This window comes from Agrococcus sediminis, assembly GCF_007923295.1.
GTDB lineage: Bacteria > Actinomycetota > Actinomycetes > Actinomycetales > Microbacteriaceae > Agrococcus > Agrococcus sediminis.
In genome coordinates, this window is sequence record NZ_VOIR01000002.1 from 1 (window position 1) to 15,508 (window position 15,508).

Sequence of the window (15,508 nt, forward strand, 5' to 3'; positions counted from 1 at the left end):
GTGGAGTAGTCACGATACTCGCCCCACGAGCCAGCGCACAACGTGCGCACGAACCCGAAGACGAGGAGGTGTTGGTCCCTCTTGATCCGCCAGCCTCTCGGCCCGGCGTCTATGGGGTGACGAGGGATCACGTTACACGGCATCCGGGCCCGCATCCCAAACCCCGCGCATCCCGGGCGTGTCTCGCTCCTCGCCCGGAGATCCGGGGAACGGGGCGCGCGCCCGGGTGGTCAGGCTCGCGCCGCGTCGAGCCCTGCATCGACGCCCGCGAGCGTCTTCTTGCCGCGCCGCAGCACGGCGTACCGGCCGTGCAGGAGCCGGCCCTCGAGCGTGGCGGCCGGGTCGTCGATGCGCTGGTTGTTCACGGAGACGCCGCCCTGGGCGATCGCGCGCCGGGCATCCGAGAGCGAGTCGACCAGCCCGGTCTCCTGCAGCAGCTGCAGCACCGGGGCGTCCGGTGTCGCGGTCGCCTGCTTGTCGAGCGAGGCGACAGCTGCGGCGAGCGTGTCCTCCCCCAGCGCCTGGAGGTCGCCGGCGCCGAACAGCGCGTGGGATGCGGCGATGGCCTGCTGCGTCGCGGGCTCCCCATGGATGAACGACGTCGCCTGGAGCGCGAGCTCCTTCTGCGCCTCGCGCCGGAACGGCGCATCCGCCGTCGCCTGCGCGAGCTCCTCGATGCGGGACGAGGGCAGGAACGTGAACGTCTTGAGCAGCTGCACCACGATCGCGTCGTCCTGGTTGAGCCAGAACTGGTACATCGCGTACGGGGTGGTCAGCTGCGGGTCGAGCCAGACCGCGTTGCCCTCGCTCTTGCCGAACTTCTTCCCATCGGCGTCGGTGACGAGCGGAGAGCCCAGCGCGTGGGCGTGCACGCCCTCCGCCTTGCGGATCAGCTCGGTGCCGGCGGTGAGGTTGCCCCACTGATCGCTGCCGCCGAGCTGCATGATGCAGCCGTAGCGGAGGAAGAGCTCGCGGAAGTCGAGCCCCTGCAGCACCTGGTAGCTGAACTCGGCGTAGGAGATGCCCTCCTCGGACTCCATCCGCGATGCGACGGCGTCCTTGCGCAGCATGGTGCCGACGCGGAAGTGCTTGCCGATCTCGCGCAGGAAGTCGACGGTCGACATCGGCGCCGTCCAGTCGAGGTTGTTCACGAGCTCGACCGGGTTGTCGCCCTCGGCGGAGAGGAACCGCAGCATCTGCTCGCCGAGGTAGGTGACCCACTCGGCGACCGTCTCGCGGTCGTTGAGCTGTCGCTCGGCGGTCGGCTTCGGGTCGCCGATGAGGCCCGTCGAGCCTCCGACCAGCGCGAGCGGCCGGTGGCCGGCCAGCTGCAGGCGGCGCATGATGATGAGCTGCGCCAGGTTGCCGAGGTGCAGGCTCGGCGCGGTCGGGTCGAAGCCGCAGTAGAAGGTGATCGGCGCGCCGCCCAGGAGGAACCGCAGCGCCTCCGGGTCGGTCGACACGTGCACGCTGCCGCGGTACTGCAGCTCGTCCCAGACATTCGGGAACGCCGGGTCGAGCTGGATGGGAGCGAGTTCGGTCACCCGTCGAACCTATCGAACGTCAGCGCTCGGCGAGGCGCGCGAGGCGCGCGTCGAGCGTGGCGAGCTGCGCGTCGACGGCCGACCGCGCCGTGCCGCCGACGCCGTCGCGCGCGGCGATCGCCCCGTCGACGGTGAGCACCTCGCGCACCTCGGGCAGCAGGTGCTCGGACACCGAGCGGTAGTCGTCGTCGGTCGCCTCGTCGAGCTCGATCCCGCGCTCCTCGCACAGCCGCACGAGGCTGCCCGCGATCTCGTGCGCCACCCGGAACGGCACGCGGCGCCGCACGAGCCACTCGGCCACGTCGGTCGCGAGCGCGTATCCCGCCGCCGCGCCCGCGCGCATCCGCTCCTCGTCGAAGGCGAGCGTCGCGACCATGCCGGCGAAGGCCGGCAGCAGCACCTGCAGCTGGTCGACCGCGTCGAAGACCGGCTCCTTGTCCTCCTGCAGGTCGCGGTTGTAGGCCAGCGGCAGCGCCTTGAGCGTCGCGAGCAGGCCCGCGTGGTCGCCGATGAGCCGGCCGGCCTTGCCCCGGGCGAGCTCGGCGATGTCGGGGTTCTTCTTCTGCGGCATGATCGACGACCCCGTCGAGAAGCCGTCGTGGAGGCGCGCGAAGCCGACGTCGCGCGTGGTCCAGAAGATGACCTCCTCGGCGAGCCGCGAGAGGTCGATCGCCGTCATCGTGAGCACGAAGGTGAGCTCGGCGACGACGTCGCGCGCCGCGGTCGCGTCGATGGAGTTCGGGCTCGGGGCCGCGAGCCCCAGCTCGTGCGCCACGAGCGCGGGGTCGAGCCCGAGGGTCGATCCGGCGAGCGCGCCCGAGCCGTAGGGCGACTCGCTCGCCCGCTCGCGCCAGTCGGCGAGCCGCTCGAGGTCGCGCACGAGCGGCCACGCGTGCGCGAGCAGGTGGTGCGCGAGCAGCACCGGCTGCGCGTGCTGCAGGTGCGTGCGCCCGGGCATCGGGGCGTGCGGATGCGCGTCGGCCTGCAGGCGCAGGGCCTCGATCACCGCGCGGATGCCGCGCTCGACCTCGACGCTCTCCTCGAGCATCCACACCCGCACGAGCGTCGCGATCTGGTCGTTGCGGGAGCGGCCGGCGCGCAGCCGCCCGCCGAGCTCTGCGCCCGCCACCTCGATGAGGCCGCGCTCGAGCGCGCCGTGCACGTCCTCGTCGGACTCGGCGGCGACGAACGCCCCCGTGCGCACGCGCTCGGCGAGCTCGTCGAGGGCGGCGCGCATGCCGGCCAGCTCGTCGTCCGAGAGCAGGCCGGCCGCGTGCAGCGCGGTCGCGTGGGCCTTGGAGCCGCGGATGTCGAGCTGCGCGAGCCGCCAGTCGAACTGCGTCGACTTCGACAGCCGTGCCATCTCGGGGCTCGGCCCCGCGGCGAACCTGCCGCCCCAGAGGGAGCCCTCGTTCGTGCCGTGCTGGTCGCTCATGCCGCGCTCCGCTCGAGCAGCCAGGCCAGCAGCGCCTTCTGCGCGTGCAGGCGGTTCTCCGCCTCGTCCCAGATGATCGACTGCGGTCCGTCGATGACGTCGGCGGTCACCTCGAAGCCGCGGTCGGCGGGCAGGCAGTGCATGAAGACCGCGTCGGGCTTCGCCTGCGCCATGAGCGCCGCGTCGACCTTGAATCCGCCGAAGGTCGCGACCCGCTCGGCCTTCTCGTCCTCCTTGCCCATCGACACCCAGGTGTCGGTGACGACGACGTCGGCGCCCGCGACGGCCTCGGACGCGGTGGTCGTGAGCGACGCGCTGCCGCCGGTGCCGCTCGCGATGCGCTGGGCGTCGGCGACGACCCGCGCATCCGGCGCGTACTCGGCCGGTGCGCCGACGCGCACGTGCATGCCGGCGGTCGCGCACGCCAGCAGGTACGACTGCGCCATGTTCGAGCGCCCGTCGCCGACGAACGCGACGGTGAGCCCGGCGAGCTCGCCCTTGTGCTCGCGGATCGTGAGCAGGTCGGCGAGCAGCTGGCAGGGGTGGAAGTCGTCGGAGAGCGCGTTGACGACGGGCACCGTCGTGCCCTCGGCCATCTCCTCGAGCCCGGCCTGCGCGTAGGTGCGCCACACGATCGCGGCCACCTGGCGCTCGAGCACGCGCGCGGTGTCGGCCGCGGTCTCCTTGCCGCCGAGCTGGCTCGACGCGGTCGAGATGATGAGCGGCGACCCGCCGAGGTCGGAGATGCCGACGTGGAACGAGACGCGGGTGCGGGTCGACGACTTGTCGAAGATCACCGCCACCGAACGAGGGCCCTCGAGCGGCCGCTCCGCGAAGCGGTCGGCCTTCATGCGCGTCGCGCGCTCGAGCACCTCGCGCTGCTCGGCCGGGCTCAGGTCGTCGTCGCGGAGGAAGTGGCGGGTCATGCAGGCTCCTTGCCCTGGGTCGGCGCGTCGGCGGGCACGACCTCGGTGCCCGAGCCGGCGCTCGTGAAGATCTCGGTGAGGATGGAGTGGGGCGCGCGGCCGTCGATGATGGCGGCCTTCGGCACGCCGCCCCGCACCGCGTCGAGGCACGCCTGCATCTTGGGGATCATGCCCGACTCGAGCGACGGCAGCAGCGCCTCGAGCTCGTGGTCGGTGAGCTCGCTGATGAGGGAGCCGCGGTCGGGCCAGTCGCGGTAGAGGCCCTCGACGTCGGTGAGGATGACGAGCTTCTGCGCGCCGAGGGCAGCTGCGAGCGCCGCCGCGGCGGCGTCGGCGTTCACGTTGAGCGACTCCCCCGGGCGGTCGCCGTCGGGCGCGATCGACGACACCACCGGGATGAGGCCCGCCTCGACGAGCCGCTGGACGGGCGCCGGGTCGACCGCGACGACGTCGCCGACCTGGCCGAGGTCGACCTCCTCGCCGTCGACGACCGTCCCGCGACGGCGGCCCGTGAAGAGCCCCGCGTCCTCGCCGGACATGCTCGCGGCGAGCGGGCCGTGCGCGTTGATGAGCGACACGAGCGTGCGCGCCACCTGCCCGGTGAGCACCATCCGCACCACGTCCATCGCCGCGGGGCTCGTGACGCGGTAGCCCCCGCGGAACTCGCTCTCGATGCCGTGGATGCGCAGCGCCTCGCTGATCTGCGGCCCGCCGCCGTGCACGACGACCGGCCGGATGCCGACGTGGCGCAGGTACACCATGTCCTCGGCGAAGGCGCGCTGCAGCTCGGCCGAGACCATCGCGTTGCCGCCGTACTTCACGACCATCGTCGCGCCGCGGTAGCGCTCGAGCCACGGCAGCGACTCGATGAGCGTCTCGGCCTTCTGCGCCAGCAGCGCCGCGTCCCTAGCTGGCATATGCGGAGTTCTCGTGCACGTACTCGTGGGTGAGGTCGTTGGTGCGGATGGTCGCGGTCGCCTCGCCCGCGAACAGGTCGATCACGATCGCGGTCGCCCGCGGCGTCAGGTCGACCTCGTCGCGCGGGCGGTCGGGCTCGCCGGCGTGGCAGACGCGCACCCCGTTGAAGTGGACGTCGACCGCGTACGGGTCGAAGGACGCATCCGTCGTGCCGATCGCCGCGAGCACGCGGCCCCAGTTCGGGTCGTTGCCGAAGATCGCCGCCTTGAAGAGGTTGGAGCGCGCGACCGAGCGCGCGACCACGACCGCCTCGTCCTCGGTCGCGGCATGCCGCACCTCGATCGCGATGTCGTGGCTCGCGCCCTCGGCGTCCCCCTGCAGCTGCCGGGCGAGGTCGTCGCAGACCGCGGCGACCGCCGCCGCCAGGGCGGCCTCGTCGGGTTCGACGCCCGAGGCGCCGCTCGCGAGCAGCAGCACGGTGTCGTTCGTCGACATGCAGCCGTCGGAGTCGAGCCGGTCGAAGGTGACGCGGGTCGCGGCGCGCAGCGCCCGGTCGAGCACGTCGGCGGTGCACGCGGCGTCGGTCGTCAGCACGACGAGCATCGTGGCGAGGCCCGGCGCGAGCATGCCCGCGCCCTTCGCCATGCCGCCGACGGTGAAGCCGTCGCCGCGCGCGACCGCCTGCTTCGGCACCGAGTCGGTGGTCATGATGGCCTGGGCGGAGGTCAGCCCGGCCGCGGCGTCCCCGCCCGCGCCGGCCAGCGCATCCGCCGCCAGGTCGACGCCGCGCAGCACGGCCGCGCGGAACGACTCGTCGCCGACGCCGATGAGGCCGGTCGAGCACACCTGCACGTCGATCGCGCCGATCCCGAGGCGCTCGGCGGCGCGCTCGGCGGTCTGGTGGGTCGTCTGGAAGCCGAACGCGCCGGTGAAGCAGTTGGCGCCGCCGGAGTTGAGCACGACCGCGCGGGCGCTGCCGCCCGCGAGCGCCTGCTCGCTCCACAGCACCGGGTTGGCCTTCGCGCGGTTGGACGTGAAGACGCCCGCCGCGGCCGAGAGCGGGCCGTCGTTCACGACCATCGCGACGTCGAGCCCGCCGGAGGCCTTGACGCCTGCGGCGACGCCGGCCGCGCGGAAGCCGTCCGCCGCCGTCACGCTCACGGGGCGACCCCGTCGACGGGGAGGCCGAGCTGCTCGTCGAAGCCGAGCGCGATGTTCGCCGACTGCACGGCCGCGCCCGCCGTGCCCTTGCCGAGGTTGTCGATCGCGGCGATCATGACGACGCGGCCCGCCGCCTCGTCGAGGCCGACGCCGATGTGCACCGAGTTGGAGCCGAGCACGTCGGCCGTGCGCGGGTACTCGCCCGTCGGCAGCACGTGGATGAACCGCTCGTCGCCGTAGGCGGTGAGCCAGGCGCTGCGCACCTGCTCGGGCGTCGCCTCGCCGATGAGCGGCGCAGTGACGGTCGCGAGGATGCCGCGGGTCATGGGCACGAGCACCGGCGTGAAGGAGTGGCGCACCTCGGCCGCGCCGACCGCGCGCAGGTTCTGCGCGATCTCGGGCAGGTGCCGGTGGCTGCCGCCGACGCCGTACGGCGCGGCGCTGCCGGTGAGCTCGGCCGCGAGCAGCTGCGTCTTCGCAGCACGGCCGGCGCCCGAGGAGCCGACGGCCAGCACGGAGGTGAGCGCGGTCGCGTCGATGAGGCCCGCGGCGATGCCGGGGGCGGCTGCGAGCGTGACCGCGGTCGCGTTGCAGCCGGGCGCCGCGATGCGGCGCGCTGCCCGCAGCTCCCGGCGCTGGCGGCCGCCGTCGGCGAGGATCAGCTCGGGCATCCCGTAGGGCCAGGTGCCCGCGTGCTCGGTGCCGTAGAACGCCTGCCAGTCGTCGGCGCGCTCGAGCCGGTGGTCGGCACCGGCGTCGACCACGAGCGTCGACTCGGGCAGCTGCGCGGCGATGCCGCCCGAGTGCCCGTGCGGCAGCGCGAGGAAGACGACGTCGTGGCCGGCGAGCACCTCGGCGGTCGTCTCCTGGAAGGTCAGCGAGGCGAAGGACCGGAGGTTGGGGTGCACGGAGACGAGGGGCTGCCCGGCGTTGGCGTGCGCGGTGACGGTGCGCACCTCCAGCTCGGGGTGGTGGGCGAGCAGCCGCAGCAGCTCTCCCCCTGCGTACCCGCTCGCCCCTGCGACGGCGACGGAGAGGCTCATGCCTCCAGGCTAGTCGCCGCGCGATGCGGCTTCCGCCGAGAAGCCCACCTCGACGAGCGCCTGCACCTCGATGTCGCCCGCCGCGAGCTCGACCGCGCCGCCCGCGTCGGCCGCGCCGAGCACCATCGACTCGACGCCGCGCTGCCGCTTGGCGAGCAGCGGGCGGGGCGGCTCGACCCCGGGCTCCCGGATGCTGCGCACGACCGGCGCGCCGAGGCCCGCGGCCTCGGCGTAGTCGGCCGCGCGCGCCACCGCGTCGGCGATCGCGCGCGAGCGGGCGCGGCTCGCGAGCTCGCGCTCGGTGCCCTCGGCGAGCGACCAGGCGATGCCGCCCACCTCGTGCACCTGCTCGGCGCCCAGCTCGCCGATCCAGGTGCCGAGCGCCTCGACGTCGACGAACGTCGCGGTGACGGAGGCCGAAGCCGTGAAGACCAGCCGCTGCGGCTGGCCCTCCCCCACCCACTCGCGGTGGTGCGAGACCCACACGCGGTCGGCGTGCCAGGTGTCGACGGCCCCCGACTCCGCGAAGGCGCGCGCCTCGGCGCTCACCCGGCTGTGCGCCTTCGCGACGAGCGTCATCGCCGCCTCCGGCGCATCCGCCTGCCACCGCGACTGCAGCGTGACGGTCGCGCGCTCGGCGGCGGCTCGCTCGACGGCCTCTCCGGTGACCAGGATCTCGACCATGGCCGCGATGCTACTCGCGCAGCCTCGCCCCGTGCCGGTCGGTCGCGACCCGCAGCCCCGCGAGCTTCGCCTCGGATGCCTCGGCCGCGGTCAGCGTGCGGTCGGGCGCCCGGAAGCGGAGGGCGAACGTGAGCGACTTCTCGCCCTCGCCGAGGCCCTGCCCGCGGTAGTCGTCGACGAGCGCGATGTGCTCGAGGAGCGTGCCTGCACCGTCGCGCACCGCCCGCTGCACCTCGCCCGCCGGCACCCCGATGGGCACCACGAGCGAGAGGTCCTGCGTGGCCGCCGGCACCGGCGCGATGCGCGCGGTGTCGAGCCCGACGCGGGCGCGGGCGATCATCGCGGTGAGGTCGAGCTCGGCGACCGCCACCACCCGCGGGAGGTCGGCGTCGGCCGCCACCTGCGGCAGCAGCTCGCCGGCCACGCCGACGACCTCGTCGCCGACGAGCAGCTCGGCGGTGCGCCCCGGGTGCAGCCACTCCCGCTGCCCCTGGCGCACGTCGAGCTCGAGCCCGAGCGTGCGCGCGACGCGCTCCGCAGCCTCGATCGCGTCGGCGAGGCCGTAGCGCGCCGCGGCGGTGCCTGGCTGCTTGCGCACCCGCTCGCCCACCAGCAGCACCGCCGCGTGGTCGGGCTGCGCAGGCAGCGCGTCGAGCGCGGCGAGCACGTCGTCGGCGGGGCGCGCGTCGGCGGCCGGCAGCTCGTCGGTGCCCTGGCCGTCGACCGCGACGAACACGCGGCCGAGCTCGAACAGCGCGAGGTCGGTGAGCCCGCGGCCGAGGTTGCGGTGCGCGGTGTCGAGCATGCCCGGCAGCAGCGCGGTGCGCAGCCACGGGCGCTCGCCGTCGAGCGGGTTCTCGAGCCGCACGGGCTCGGCACCCGTCATGCGCGCCTGGCGCTCGGTGGCGAAGGGCGCCACGAGCACCTCGGTCAGGCCGGCCGAGGCGAGCGCGTCGGCGACGCGTCGCCGCAGGCGCTGCGCCCGCGTGTAGCCGCGCCCGGGCGGCGCGACCGGCAGGACGGAGGGGATGCGGTCGAAGCCGACGATGCGCGCGATCTCCTCGACGAGGCCCTCGCGGTCGACGAGGTCGCGGCGCCACGTGGGCGGCGTGACCGTCCACGCATCCGCGCCCTGCTCGACGACGACAGCGCCGATGCGCTCGAGCGCGCCGCGCGCCTCCTCGACGCGGTAGTCGGTGCCGAGCAGCGCGTTCCAGAAGCCGACGCCGATCGTGATCGGCCGCATCGCGGGCACCTCGCCCTGGTCGGCGCCGAGGGCGTCGATCGTGCCGCCCGCCAGGTCGACGAGCAGCTGGGCCACGCGGGCGGCTGCCGCGTCGGCCACCGCCGGGTCGACGCCGCGCTCGTAGCGCTTCGACGCCTCGGAGAACAGCTTGTGCCGGCGTGCCGAGCGCCCGATCGTGACGCCGTCGAAGGTTGCCGACTCGATGAGGACATCGGTCGTCGTCGCGTCGATCTCGGTCTCGGCGCCGCCCATGACGCCCGCGAGGCCGATCGCGCCGCGATCGTCGGTGATGAGGAGGTCCTCGGGGCTGAGCGCGCGGTCGACGTCGTCGAGCGTCGTGAGCCGCTCCCCGGGCTGCGCGCGGCGCACCACGATGCCGCCGCGGAGCTTCGCGAGGTCGTAGCCGTGGATCGGCTGCCCGAGCTCGAGCATCACGTAGTTGGTGATGTCGACCGGCAGCGAGATGGAGCGGATGCCCGCGAGCCGCAGCCGCGAGGCCATCCACGACGGCGTCGCGCGGGTCGGGTCGATGCCGCGCACCACGCGCACCACGAAGCGGGTGCAGCCGGCGCGGCCGCGGATGGGCGCGTCGTCGCGCAGCTCGAGCGGGAAGCCGGATGCGGGGCCCGCGTCGACCGCGGCGCGCGCGGTGTCTGCGGGGTCGACGAACGCCTGTCCCGTGGCGGACGCCACCTCGCGGGCGATGCCGCGGATGGAGAGCGCGTACCCGCGGTCGGGCGTCACGTTGATCTCGACCGCCTGGTCGTCCAGGCCCAGGAGCGCCAGCGCATCCGCACCGACCTCGCCCGGGATGCCGAGCGGGTCGAGGCGCATGATGCCGTCGTGGTCGTCGCCGAGGCCGAGCTCGCGCTCGGAGGCGATCATGCCGTCGGAGACGTGGCCGTAGGTCTTGCGCGCGGCGATCTCGAAGCCGCCCGGGAGCGCCGCGCCGGGCAGCGTCACGACGACGCGGTCGCCCTCGACGAAGTTGAGCGCGCCGCAGACGATGCCGCGCACGCCGCCGTTGGCCTCGCCGACGTCGACCTGCGCGTAGCGGATCGTCTTGCCGTTCTTCTGCGGCTCCTCGACGAACGAGAGGACGCGGCCGACGACGATCGGGCCGCGCAGTTCGCCGCCGTGCACCGTCTCCTCCTCGAAGCCGACGCGCACGAGCGTCGCGTGCAGCCAGTCGGCGGCGTCGTCGGCGGGCACGTCGACGTGCTCGCGCAGCCATGACAGCGGGATCCTCATCAGATCACCATCCCGAACTGCTCGGTGAAGCGCACATCGCCCTCGATCATGTCTCGCATGTCGTCGAGCTGGTACCGGAACTGGAGGGTGCGCTCGACGCCCATGCCGAACGCGAAGCCCGAGTAGACCTCCGGGTCGACGCCCGCCGCGCGCAGCACGTTGGGGTTGACCATGCCGCAGCCGCCCCACTCGACCCAGCGCGGGCCGCCGCGCATGCCGGGGTGCCAGACGTCCATCTCGGCGCTCGGCTCGGTGAAGGGGAAGTAGTTGGGGCGGAGGCGGATCCTCGCCTCGTCGCCGAACATGATGCGCGCGAGGTGCTCGAGCGTGCCGCGCAGGTTGGCCATCGTGATGCCCTTGTCGACGGCGAGGCCCTCCATCTGCGTGAAGACCGGCAGGTGCGTGGCGTCGATGTCGTCGGTGCGGTAGACGCGGCCGGGCGCGACGATGTAGACGGGCAGCTCACGCGTGAGCAGCGAGCGCGCCTGCACGGGGCTCGTCTGGGTGCGCAGCACCATGTGGCGGTCTGCGGGCGCGACGTAGAAGGTGTCGGACTCGCTGCGCGCGGGGTGGTCGGGGTCGACGTTGAGCGCGTCGAAGTTGTACCACTCGTGCTCGAGCTCGGGGCCCTCCGCGACCTCCCAGCCCATGCCGACGAAGACGTCGCTCATCTCGTCCATGAGCATCGTCAGCGGGTGGCGGCCGCCGGCGGTGCGGATGCGCGGCAGCGCGGTGACGTCGACGCGCTCGGCCTCGAGCTGGGCGGCCTCCTCGGCCGCCGCGAGCTCCTGCTGGCGCGCGGCGATCGCCTCGGCGACGCGGCCGCGACCGGCGCCGATCGTCTGGCCGGCGGCCTTGCGCTGCTCTGGCGCGATGTCGCGCAGGCTCGCGTTGAGCCCGGCGAGCTCGGAGCCCTGCCCGTTGTGGGCGGCCTTCGCGGCCTGCAGGTCGGCGGTCGTCTGCGCGGCCTCGATCGCGGCGAGCGCCGCGGCCACCGCGGCGTCGACGCGCGCGCCGAGGTCGGCGTTCTCGTCAGGGGTTGGCACCCGACGATCCTACCGAGCGGGGCGGGCCCCTCAGCCCTGTCCGCCGAGGCCCGAGCCCGGAAGCCGGGTCGTCTCGGCCTGAGGGTCCTTGATCTCGCGCAGCGCTCGGGTGCTCAGCGGGATCGCCGCGGTGGGGGTGCCGTCCAGGTTCCGACCGCCGCGACGGGGCCGCGACATCCGCTTGGTCAGCTGGCGGACGATCGCCGACAGCGTCAGGTTGATGCCGAGGAAGATCGCCAGCATCACGAAGAACATCGACAGCGCGTACGGGCCGCCCTGGCGGTCGTAGAAGTCGACGAGCTGTCGGCCGATGCGGATGATCTCCGGCGAGCCGACGATGTAGCCGAGCGAGGTGTCCTTCAGCAGCACGATGAGCTGGGCCAGGATGATCGGCATCATGATGCGCAGCGCTTGCGGCAGCTCGATCTCGAGCGTGGTGCGCAGCGGCGTGAGCCCGATCGCGAGCCCGCTCTCGCGCTGACCCTTCGGGAGCGACTTCATGCCGGCTCGGAGCGCCTCGCCGATGATGGCCCCGTTGTAGACGACGAGCGCCCAGACGACCGCCCAGTACGCGCCGGTCGAGAAGACGATGAGGATGAAGAGCATCATCAGCAGCACCGGCATGCCGCGGAAGAACTCGAGCACGACGGTCGTCGGCACGCGCACCCAGGGCGAGTAGGCGTTCCGCAGGATCGCGAAGACGACGCCGAGGATCATGGCGCCGACCGCTGCGATGCCCGCGATCGAGAGCGTGGTGCCGAGGCCCACCATGAGCCCCCGCGCGCCGAACCACAGCGCGGGGTCCTGGAAGATGTCCCAGCGGTCCTGGTAGAACGCGCCGCCGAGCCACAGCTGGTACACCGCGATGCCGAGCGCCACCACGGCGACGACGGCGAAGACGATCGAGAGCAGCCGCGACCTGCGGATGGCGTTGGGCCCGGGGGCGTCGAAGAGGACCGAGCCGCTCATCGCTGCACGCTCCACTTGCGCTCGAGGTGGTCGACCAGCTGGCCGAGCGGCACCGTCAGGATCAGGTAGCTCAGGGCGATGCCCACGAAGATCTGCAGGCTCTGGTCGCCGTAGACGTTCGAGAGCCGCTGGGCGACCGACACGAGGACGAAGACGAAGAAGCCCATCGCGACCGAGGTGTTCTTCACCAGGGCGATCACCACGTTGATGACGGGCGGCAGCACGCTGCGGAACGCCTGCGGGAGGATGACGAGCTGCATGGTCGAGCCGAAGCCGAGGCCGATCGACCGCGAGGCCTCCGCCTGGCCGATCGGCACGGAGTTGATGCCCGAGCGCACCGCCTCGGCGAAGAAGGCGCTCGTGTAGTAGGTGAGCGCGATGATCGCGCCGAGGGTGAAGTCGAGGACGATGCCGAGCTTGGGCAGCACGAAGGCGGTGAAGAAGAACACGAGCGTGAGCGGCGTGTTGCGCGCCACCTCGGTCCAGACGGCGGCGACCACGCGCAGCGCCGCGACCGGCGAGACGCGCATGCCGGCCAGCAGGATGCCGATGGGCAGGCCGATGACCGTGACCACTGCGGTGAGCAGCAGGGTCGCGCCCATGCCCTGGAGCCAGAGCGGCCAGTTCTCGAGAAGTGCTTGCATCAATCCCTCATCCGGCGGCCGGGTGCGGGAGGTGACCCTCCCGCACCCGGCTCGGGTGATCGGTCAGTAGCGGTCGGTCGCCGGGAACTCGGGCGTCGGCAGCACGGTGCCGGCCGTCTGCTCCCACAGCTCCGCCATCGTGCCGTCGGCCACGGCCTCGTCGAGGACGTCGTTGATCCAGTCGCGGAAGGCGTCGTCGCCCTTGGTGAGGCCGATGCCGTAGGGCTCCTCGGTGAAGGTCTCACCGTCGTTGACGAGCTCGAACTCCCCTGCGTTCTGGTCGACGAATCCGGCGAGGATCACGTTGTCGGTCGTCACCGCGACGACCTGGCCGTTGCGCAGCGGGTCGAGGCAGTTGGAGTAGGCGTCGGTGGCCTGCAGCTCGGCGCCGTACTCGTCGACGATGCGTGCCGCAGGCGTCGAGCCCTCGACCGAGCACACGGCGAGACCGGCGACGTCGTCCGGCCCGGTCAGGCCCTCCGGATTGCCGGCCTGGACCATCAGCGCCTGGCCGGCCTCGTAGTACGGCCCGGCGAAGTCGATGACCTCCTTGCGGGCGTCGTTGATCGTGTACGTGGCTGCGACGAGGTCGACCGTGCCGTTCTCGATGAACGTCTCGCGGTTGGCGGACACCGTCTCGGTCCACTCGATGGACTCGAAGGGGATGCCGAGCTCGGCGGCGATCAGCGAGCCGACGGCGACGTCGAAGCCCTCGGGCGCGCCGTCGGGGCCGACGAGGCCGAAGAGCGGCTGGTCGAACTTCGTGCCGATCGTGATGGCGCCGGCCTCGGAGAGCTCGGCCATGGTCGTGCCCTCCTCGAACTCCGGCGCCTCGGCGACCTCGAGCCCGTAGGGGTGCTCGGTCGACGAGCCCGAGTCGGTGGACTCCTCAGGGGCCTCGGACGACGTGGTGCCGGCCGGGCCGCCGCACGCGGTGAGCGCGAGGACCGCGAATGCGGCCGCGCCGAGCGTCAGCTTGCTGCGCATGGTGCTTCTCCTTCGATTGCTGGTGTGATGCGGGTCAGATCAGTGCGTGAGGATCTTCGAGAGGAAGTCCTTGGCGCGCTCGGTCTGCGGGTTCGAGAAGAACGACTCCGGCGTCGAGTCCTCCAGCACCTTGCCGTCGGCCATGAACAGCACGCGGTCGGCCGCCTTGCGGGCGAAGCCCATCTCGTGCGTGACCGTGATCATCGTCATGCCGCCGTGCGCGAGCTCGACCATCACGTCGAGCACCTCGTTGATCATCTCGGGGTCGAGCGCGCTCGTGGGCTCGTCGAAGAGCATGAGCTTCGGCTCCATGGCGAGCGAGCGGGCGATCGCGACGCGCTGCTGCTGGCCGCCCGAGAGCTGCGCCGGCATCTTGTGCGCCTGGTTGCCGATCCCCACGCGGTCGAGCAGCTCCATCGCCTGCTCCTCGGCCTCCTTGCGCTTCTTGCCGCGCACCTTGATGGGGCCGAGCGTCACGTTCTCGAGGATCGACTTGTGGGCGAAGAGGTTGAACGACTGGAACACCATGCCGACGTCGGCGCGCAGCTGCGCGAGCTCCTTGCCCTCGGCGGGCAGCGGCACGCCGTCGATGCGGATCTCGCCGTCGTCGATGGTCTCGAGGCGGTTGATCGCGCGGCAGAAGGTCGACTTGCCGGAGCCGGAGGGGCCGATGACGACCACGACCTGGCCCTTGGGGATGGCGACGTCGATGTCGTTCAGCACGTGCAGGTCGCCGTAGTGCTTGTTGACGTGATCGAGCTCGACGAGGGGCTGCATGCGCTCATCAAAGCACGACCTATGGCCCCGCTGTGGCCGCTCGTTCGGATCGAAACGAAACGGTTACACGTCGCGCTGCGCGAAGGCGCTCTGGTAGAGGCAGACGGATGCCGCGGTGGCCAGGTTGAGCGACTCGGCGCGCCCGTAGACGGGCAGCCTGGCCGCGCGGTCGGCGAGCGCGAGGGTCGCGGCGTCGAGACCGCGCGCCTCGTTGCCGAACAGCCACGCGGTGGGTCGCGCGAGCGCGCCTTCGGCGCGCAGCACCGTGAGGTCGTCGCCCGAGACGTCGGCAGCGAGCACGCTGAGGCCGGCCGCGGCGGCGGCCTCGACCGCGTCGATCGTGGCGGCGCCGACGGCGATGTCGACGTGGAAGAGCGAGCCCGTCGTCGAGCGCACGACCTTGGGCGCGTAGGGGTCGACGGAGTTGGCGGTGACGATGACGGCGGATGCGCCGGCCGCGTCGGCCGCGCGGAGGATCGTGCCGAGGTTGCCGGGGTCGCGCACCTCGTGGAGGATCGCGACGAGCGGGTGCTCGGCGGCAGCGGCGCGCGCGATGGCGTCCTCGAGCCGGACGGGGGCCTGCTTCGCGACCGCGACGATGCCCTGCGGATGCACGGTGTCGGCGATGGCTGCGAGCGCGCGCTCGGAGGCGGCGGTCACCGGCGCGTGCTGCGCGGCGCGGTCGATGAGGTCGGCATGGCGCTCCCGCGCCGCGTCGGTGACGAAGACGTCGACGAGCTGCGCGGGCTGCCAGCGCACCGCCTCGTCGAGCGCCGCGGGGCCCTCCAACAGGAACAGCCCGGTCGATGACCGGGCTGCTCGCTGCTGGAGTCTCGCAGCCTCTCGCACGCGGGGCGCGCGGGGGCTGTCGAGCATG

The 15,508-nt window shown here is 73.0% G+C and carries 14 protein-coding genes; all 14 read right to left on the minus strand.

Annotation, left to right across the window (positions count from 1 at the left end):
* Positions 1-230: 230 nt before the first annotated feature.
* Positions 231-1,544 carry a tyrosine--tRNA ligase gene (gene tyrS, locus FQ330_RS00260; protein ID WP_146354264.1) on the minus strand — a complete coding sequence of 438 codons (1,314 nt, stop codon included), beginning with the start codon at positions 1,542-1,544 and terminating at the stop codon, positions 231-233.
* A 19-nt stretch (positions 1,545-1,563) separates the two neighbouring features.
* On the minus strand, positions 1,564-2,979 hold the full coding sequence (argH, locus tag FQ330_RS00265) for an argininosuccinate lyase (protein WP_146354266.1): 1,416 nt from the start codon (positions 2,977-2,979) through the stop codon (positions 1,564-1,566).
* Positions 2,976-3,905: an ornithine carbamoyltransferase gene (gene argF / locus FQ330_RS00270; protein ID WP_146354268.1), complete on the minus strand. Its 930-nt coding sequence runs from the start codon at positions 3,903-3,905 to the stop codon at positions 2,976-2,978. The genes argH and argF overlap by 4 nt, the downstream gene beginning before the upstream one ends.
* Positions 3,902-4,822 carry an acetylglutamate kinase gene (argB, locus tag FQ330_RS00275; RefSeq protein ID WP_146354270.1) on the minus strand — a complete coding sequence of 307 codons (921 nt, stop codon included), beginning with the start codon at positions 4,820-4,822 and terminating at the stop codon, positions 3,902-3,904. Before argB ends, argF begins: the two co-directional genes overlap by 4 nt.
* Positions 4,812-5,984 carry a bifunctional glutamate N-acetyltransferase/amino-acid acetyltransferase ArgJ gene (argJ, locus tag FQ330_RS00280; protein ID WP_146354272.1) on the minus strand — a complete coding sequence of 391 codons (1,173 nt, stop codon included), beginning with the start codon at positions 5,982-5,984 and terminating at the stop codon, positions 4,812-4,814. The genes argB and argJ overlap by 11 nt, the downstream gene beginning before the upstream one ends.
* A complete protein-coding gene (gene argC, locus FQ330_RS00285) occupies positions 5,981-7,027 on the minus strand; it encodes an N-acetyl-gamma-glutamyl-phosphate reductase (protein ID WP_146354273.1) in 1,047 nt (348 codons plus the stop codon). Before argC ends, argJ begins: the two co-directional genes overlap by 4 nt.
* 9 nt (positions 7,028-7,036) lie before the next feature.
* The gene (locus FQ330_RS00290; protein ID WP_146354275.1) at positions 7,037-7,711 is read right to left on the minus strand and encodes an SIMPL domain-containing protein; all 675 of its coding nucleotides are present in this window, start codon (positions 7,709-7,711) and stop codon (positions 7,037-7,039) included.
* Between the two features lie 10 nt (positions 7,712-7,721).
* Positions 7,722-10,208 carry a phenylalanine--tRNA ligase subunit beta gene (pheT, locus tag FQ330_RS00295; RefSeq protein ID WP_146354277.1) on the minus strand — a complete coding sequence of 829 codons (2,487 nt, stop codon included), beginning with the start codon at positions 10,206-10,208 and terminating at the stop codon, positions 7,722-7,724.
* Positions 10,208-11,254: a phenylalanine--tRNA ligase subunit alpha gene (pheS, locus tag FQ330_RS00300; RefSeq protein ID WP_128189988.1), complete on the minus strand. Its 1,047-nt coding sequence runs from the start codon at positions 11,252-11,254 to the stop codon at positions 10,208-10,210. The genes pheT and pheS overlap by 1 nt, the downstream gene beginning before the upstream one ends.
* A gap of 30 nt (positions 11,255-11,284) precedes the next feature.
* On the minus strand, positions 11,285-12,223 hold the full coding sequence (locus FQ330_RS00305) for an amino acid ABC transporter permease (protein ID WP_128189989.1): 939 nt from the start codon (positions 12,221-12,223) through the stop codon (positions 11,285-11,287).
* Positions 12,220-12,867, minus strand: coding sequence for an amino acid ABC transporter permease (locus FQ330_RS00310; protein WP_128189990.1), 648 nt, complete (start codon positions 12,865-12,867; stop codon positions 12,220-12,222). Before FQ330_RS00310 ends, FQ330_RS00305 begins: the two co-directional genes overlap by 4 nt.
* Positions 12,868-12,930: 63 nt before the next feature.
* On the minus strand, positions 12,931-13,854 hold the full coding sequence (locus tag FQ330_RS00315; protein WP_128189991.1) for a glutamate ABC transporter substrate-binding protein: 924 nt from the start codon (positions 13,852-13,854) through the stop codon (positions 12,931-12,933).
* Between the two features lie 39 nt (positions 13,855-13,893).
* Entirely contained in the window at positions 13,894-14,631 is a 738-nt protein-coding gene (locus tag FQ330_RS00320) for an amino acid ABC transporter ATP-binding protein (protein WP_146354279.1), read from the minus strand.
* A gap of 63 nt (positions 14,632-14,694) precedes the next feature.
* Entirely contained in the window at positions 14,695-15,507 is an 813-nt protein-coding gene (locus FQ330_RS00325) for a TrmH family RNA methyltransferase (protein ID WP_146354281.1), read from the minus strand.
* Between the last annotated feature and the right edge of the window lies 1 nt (position 15,508).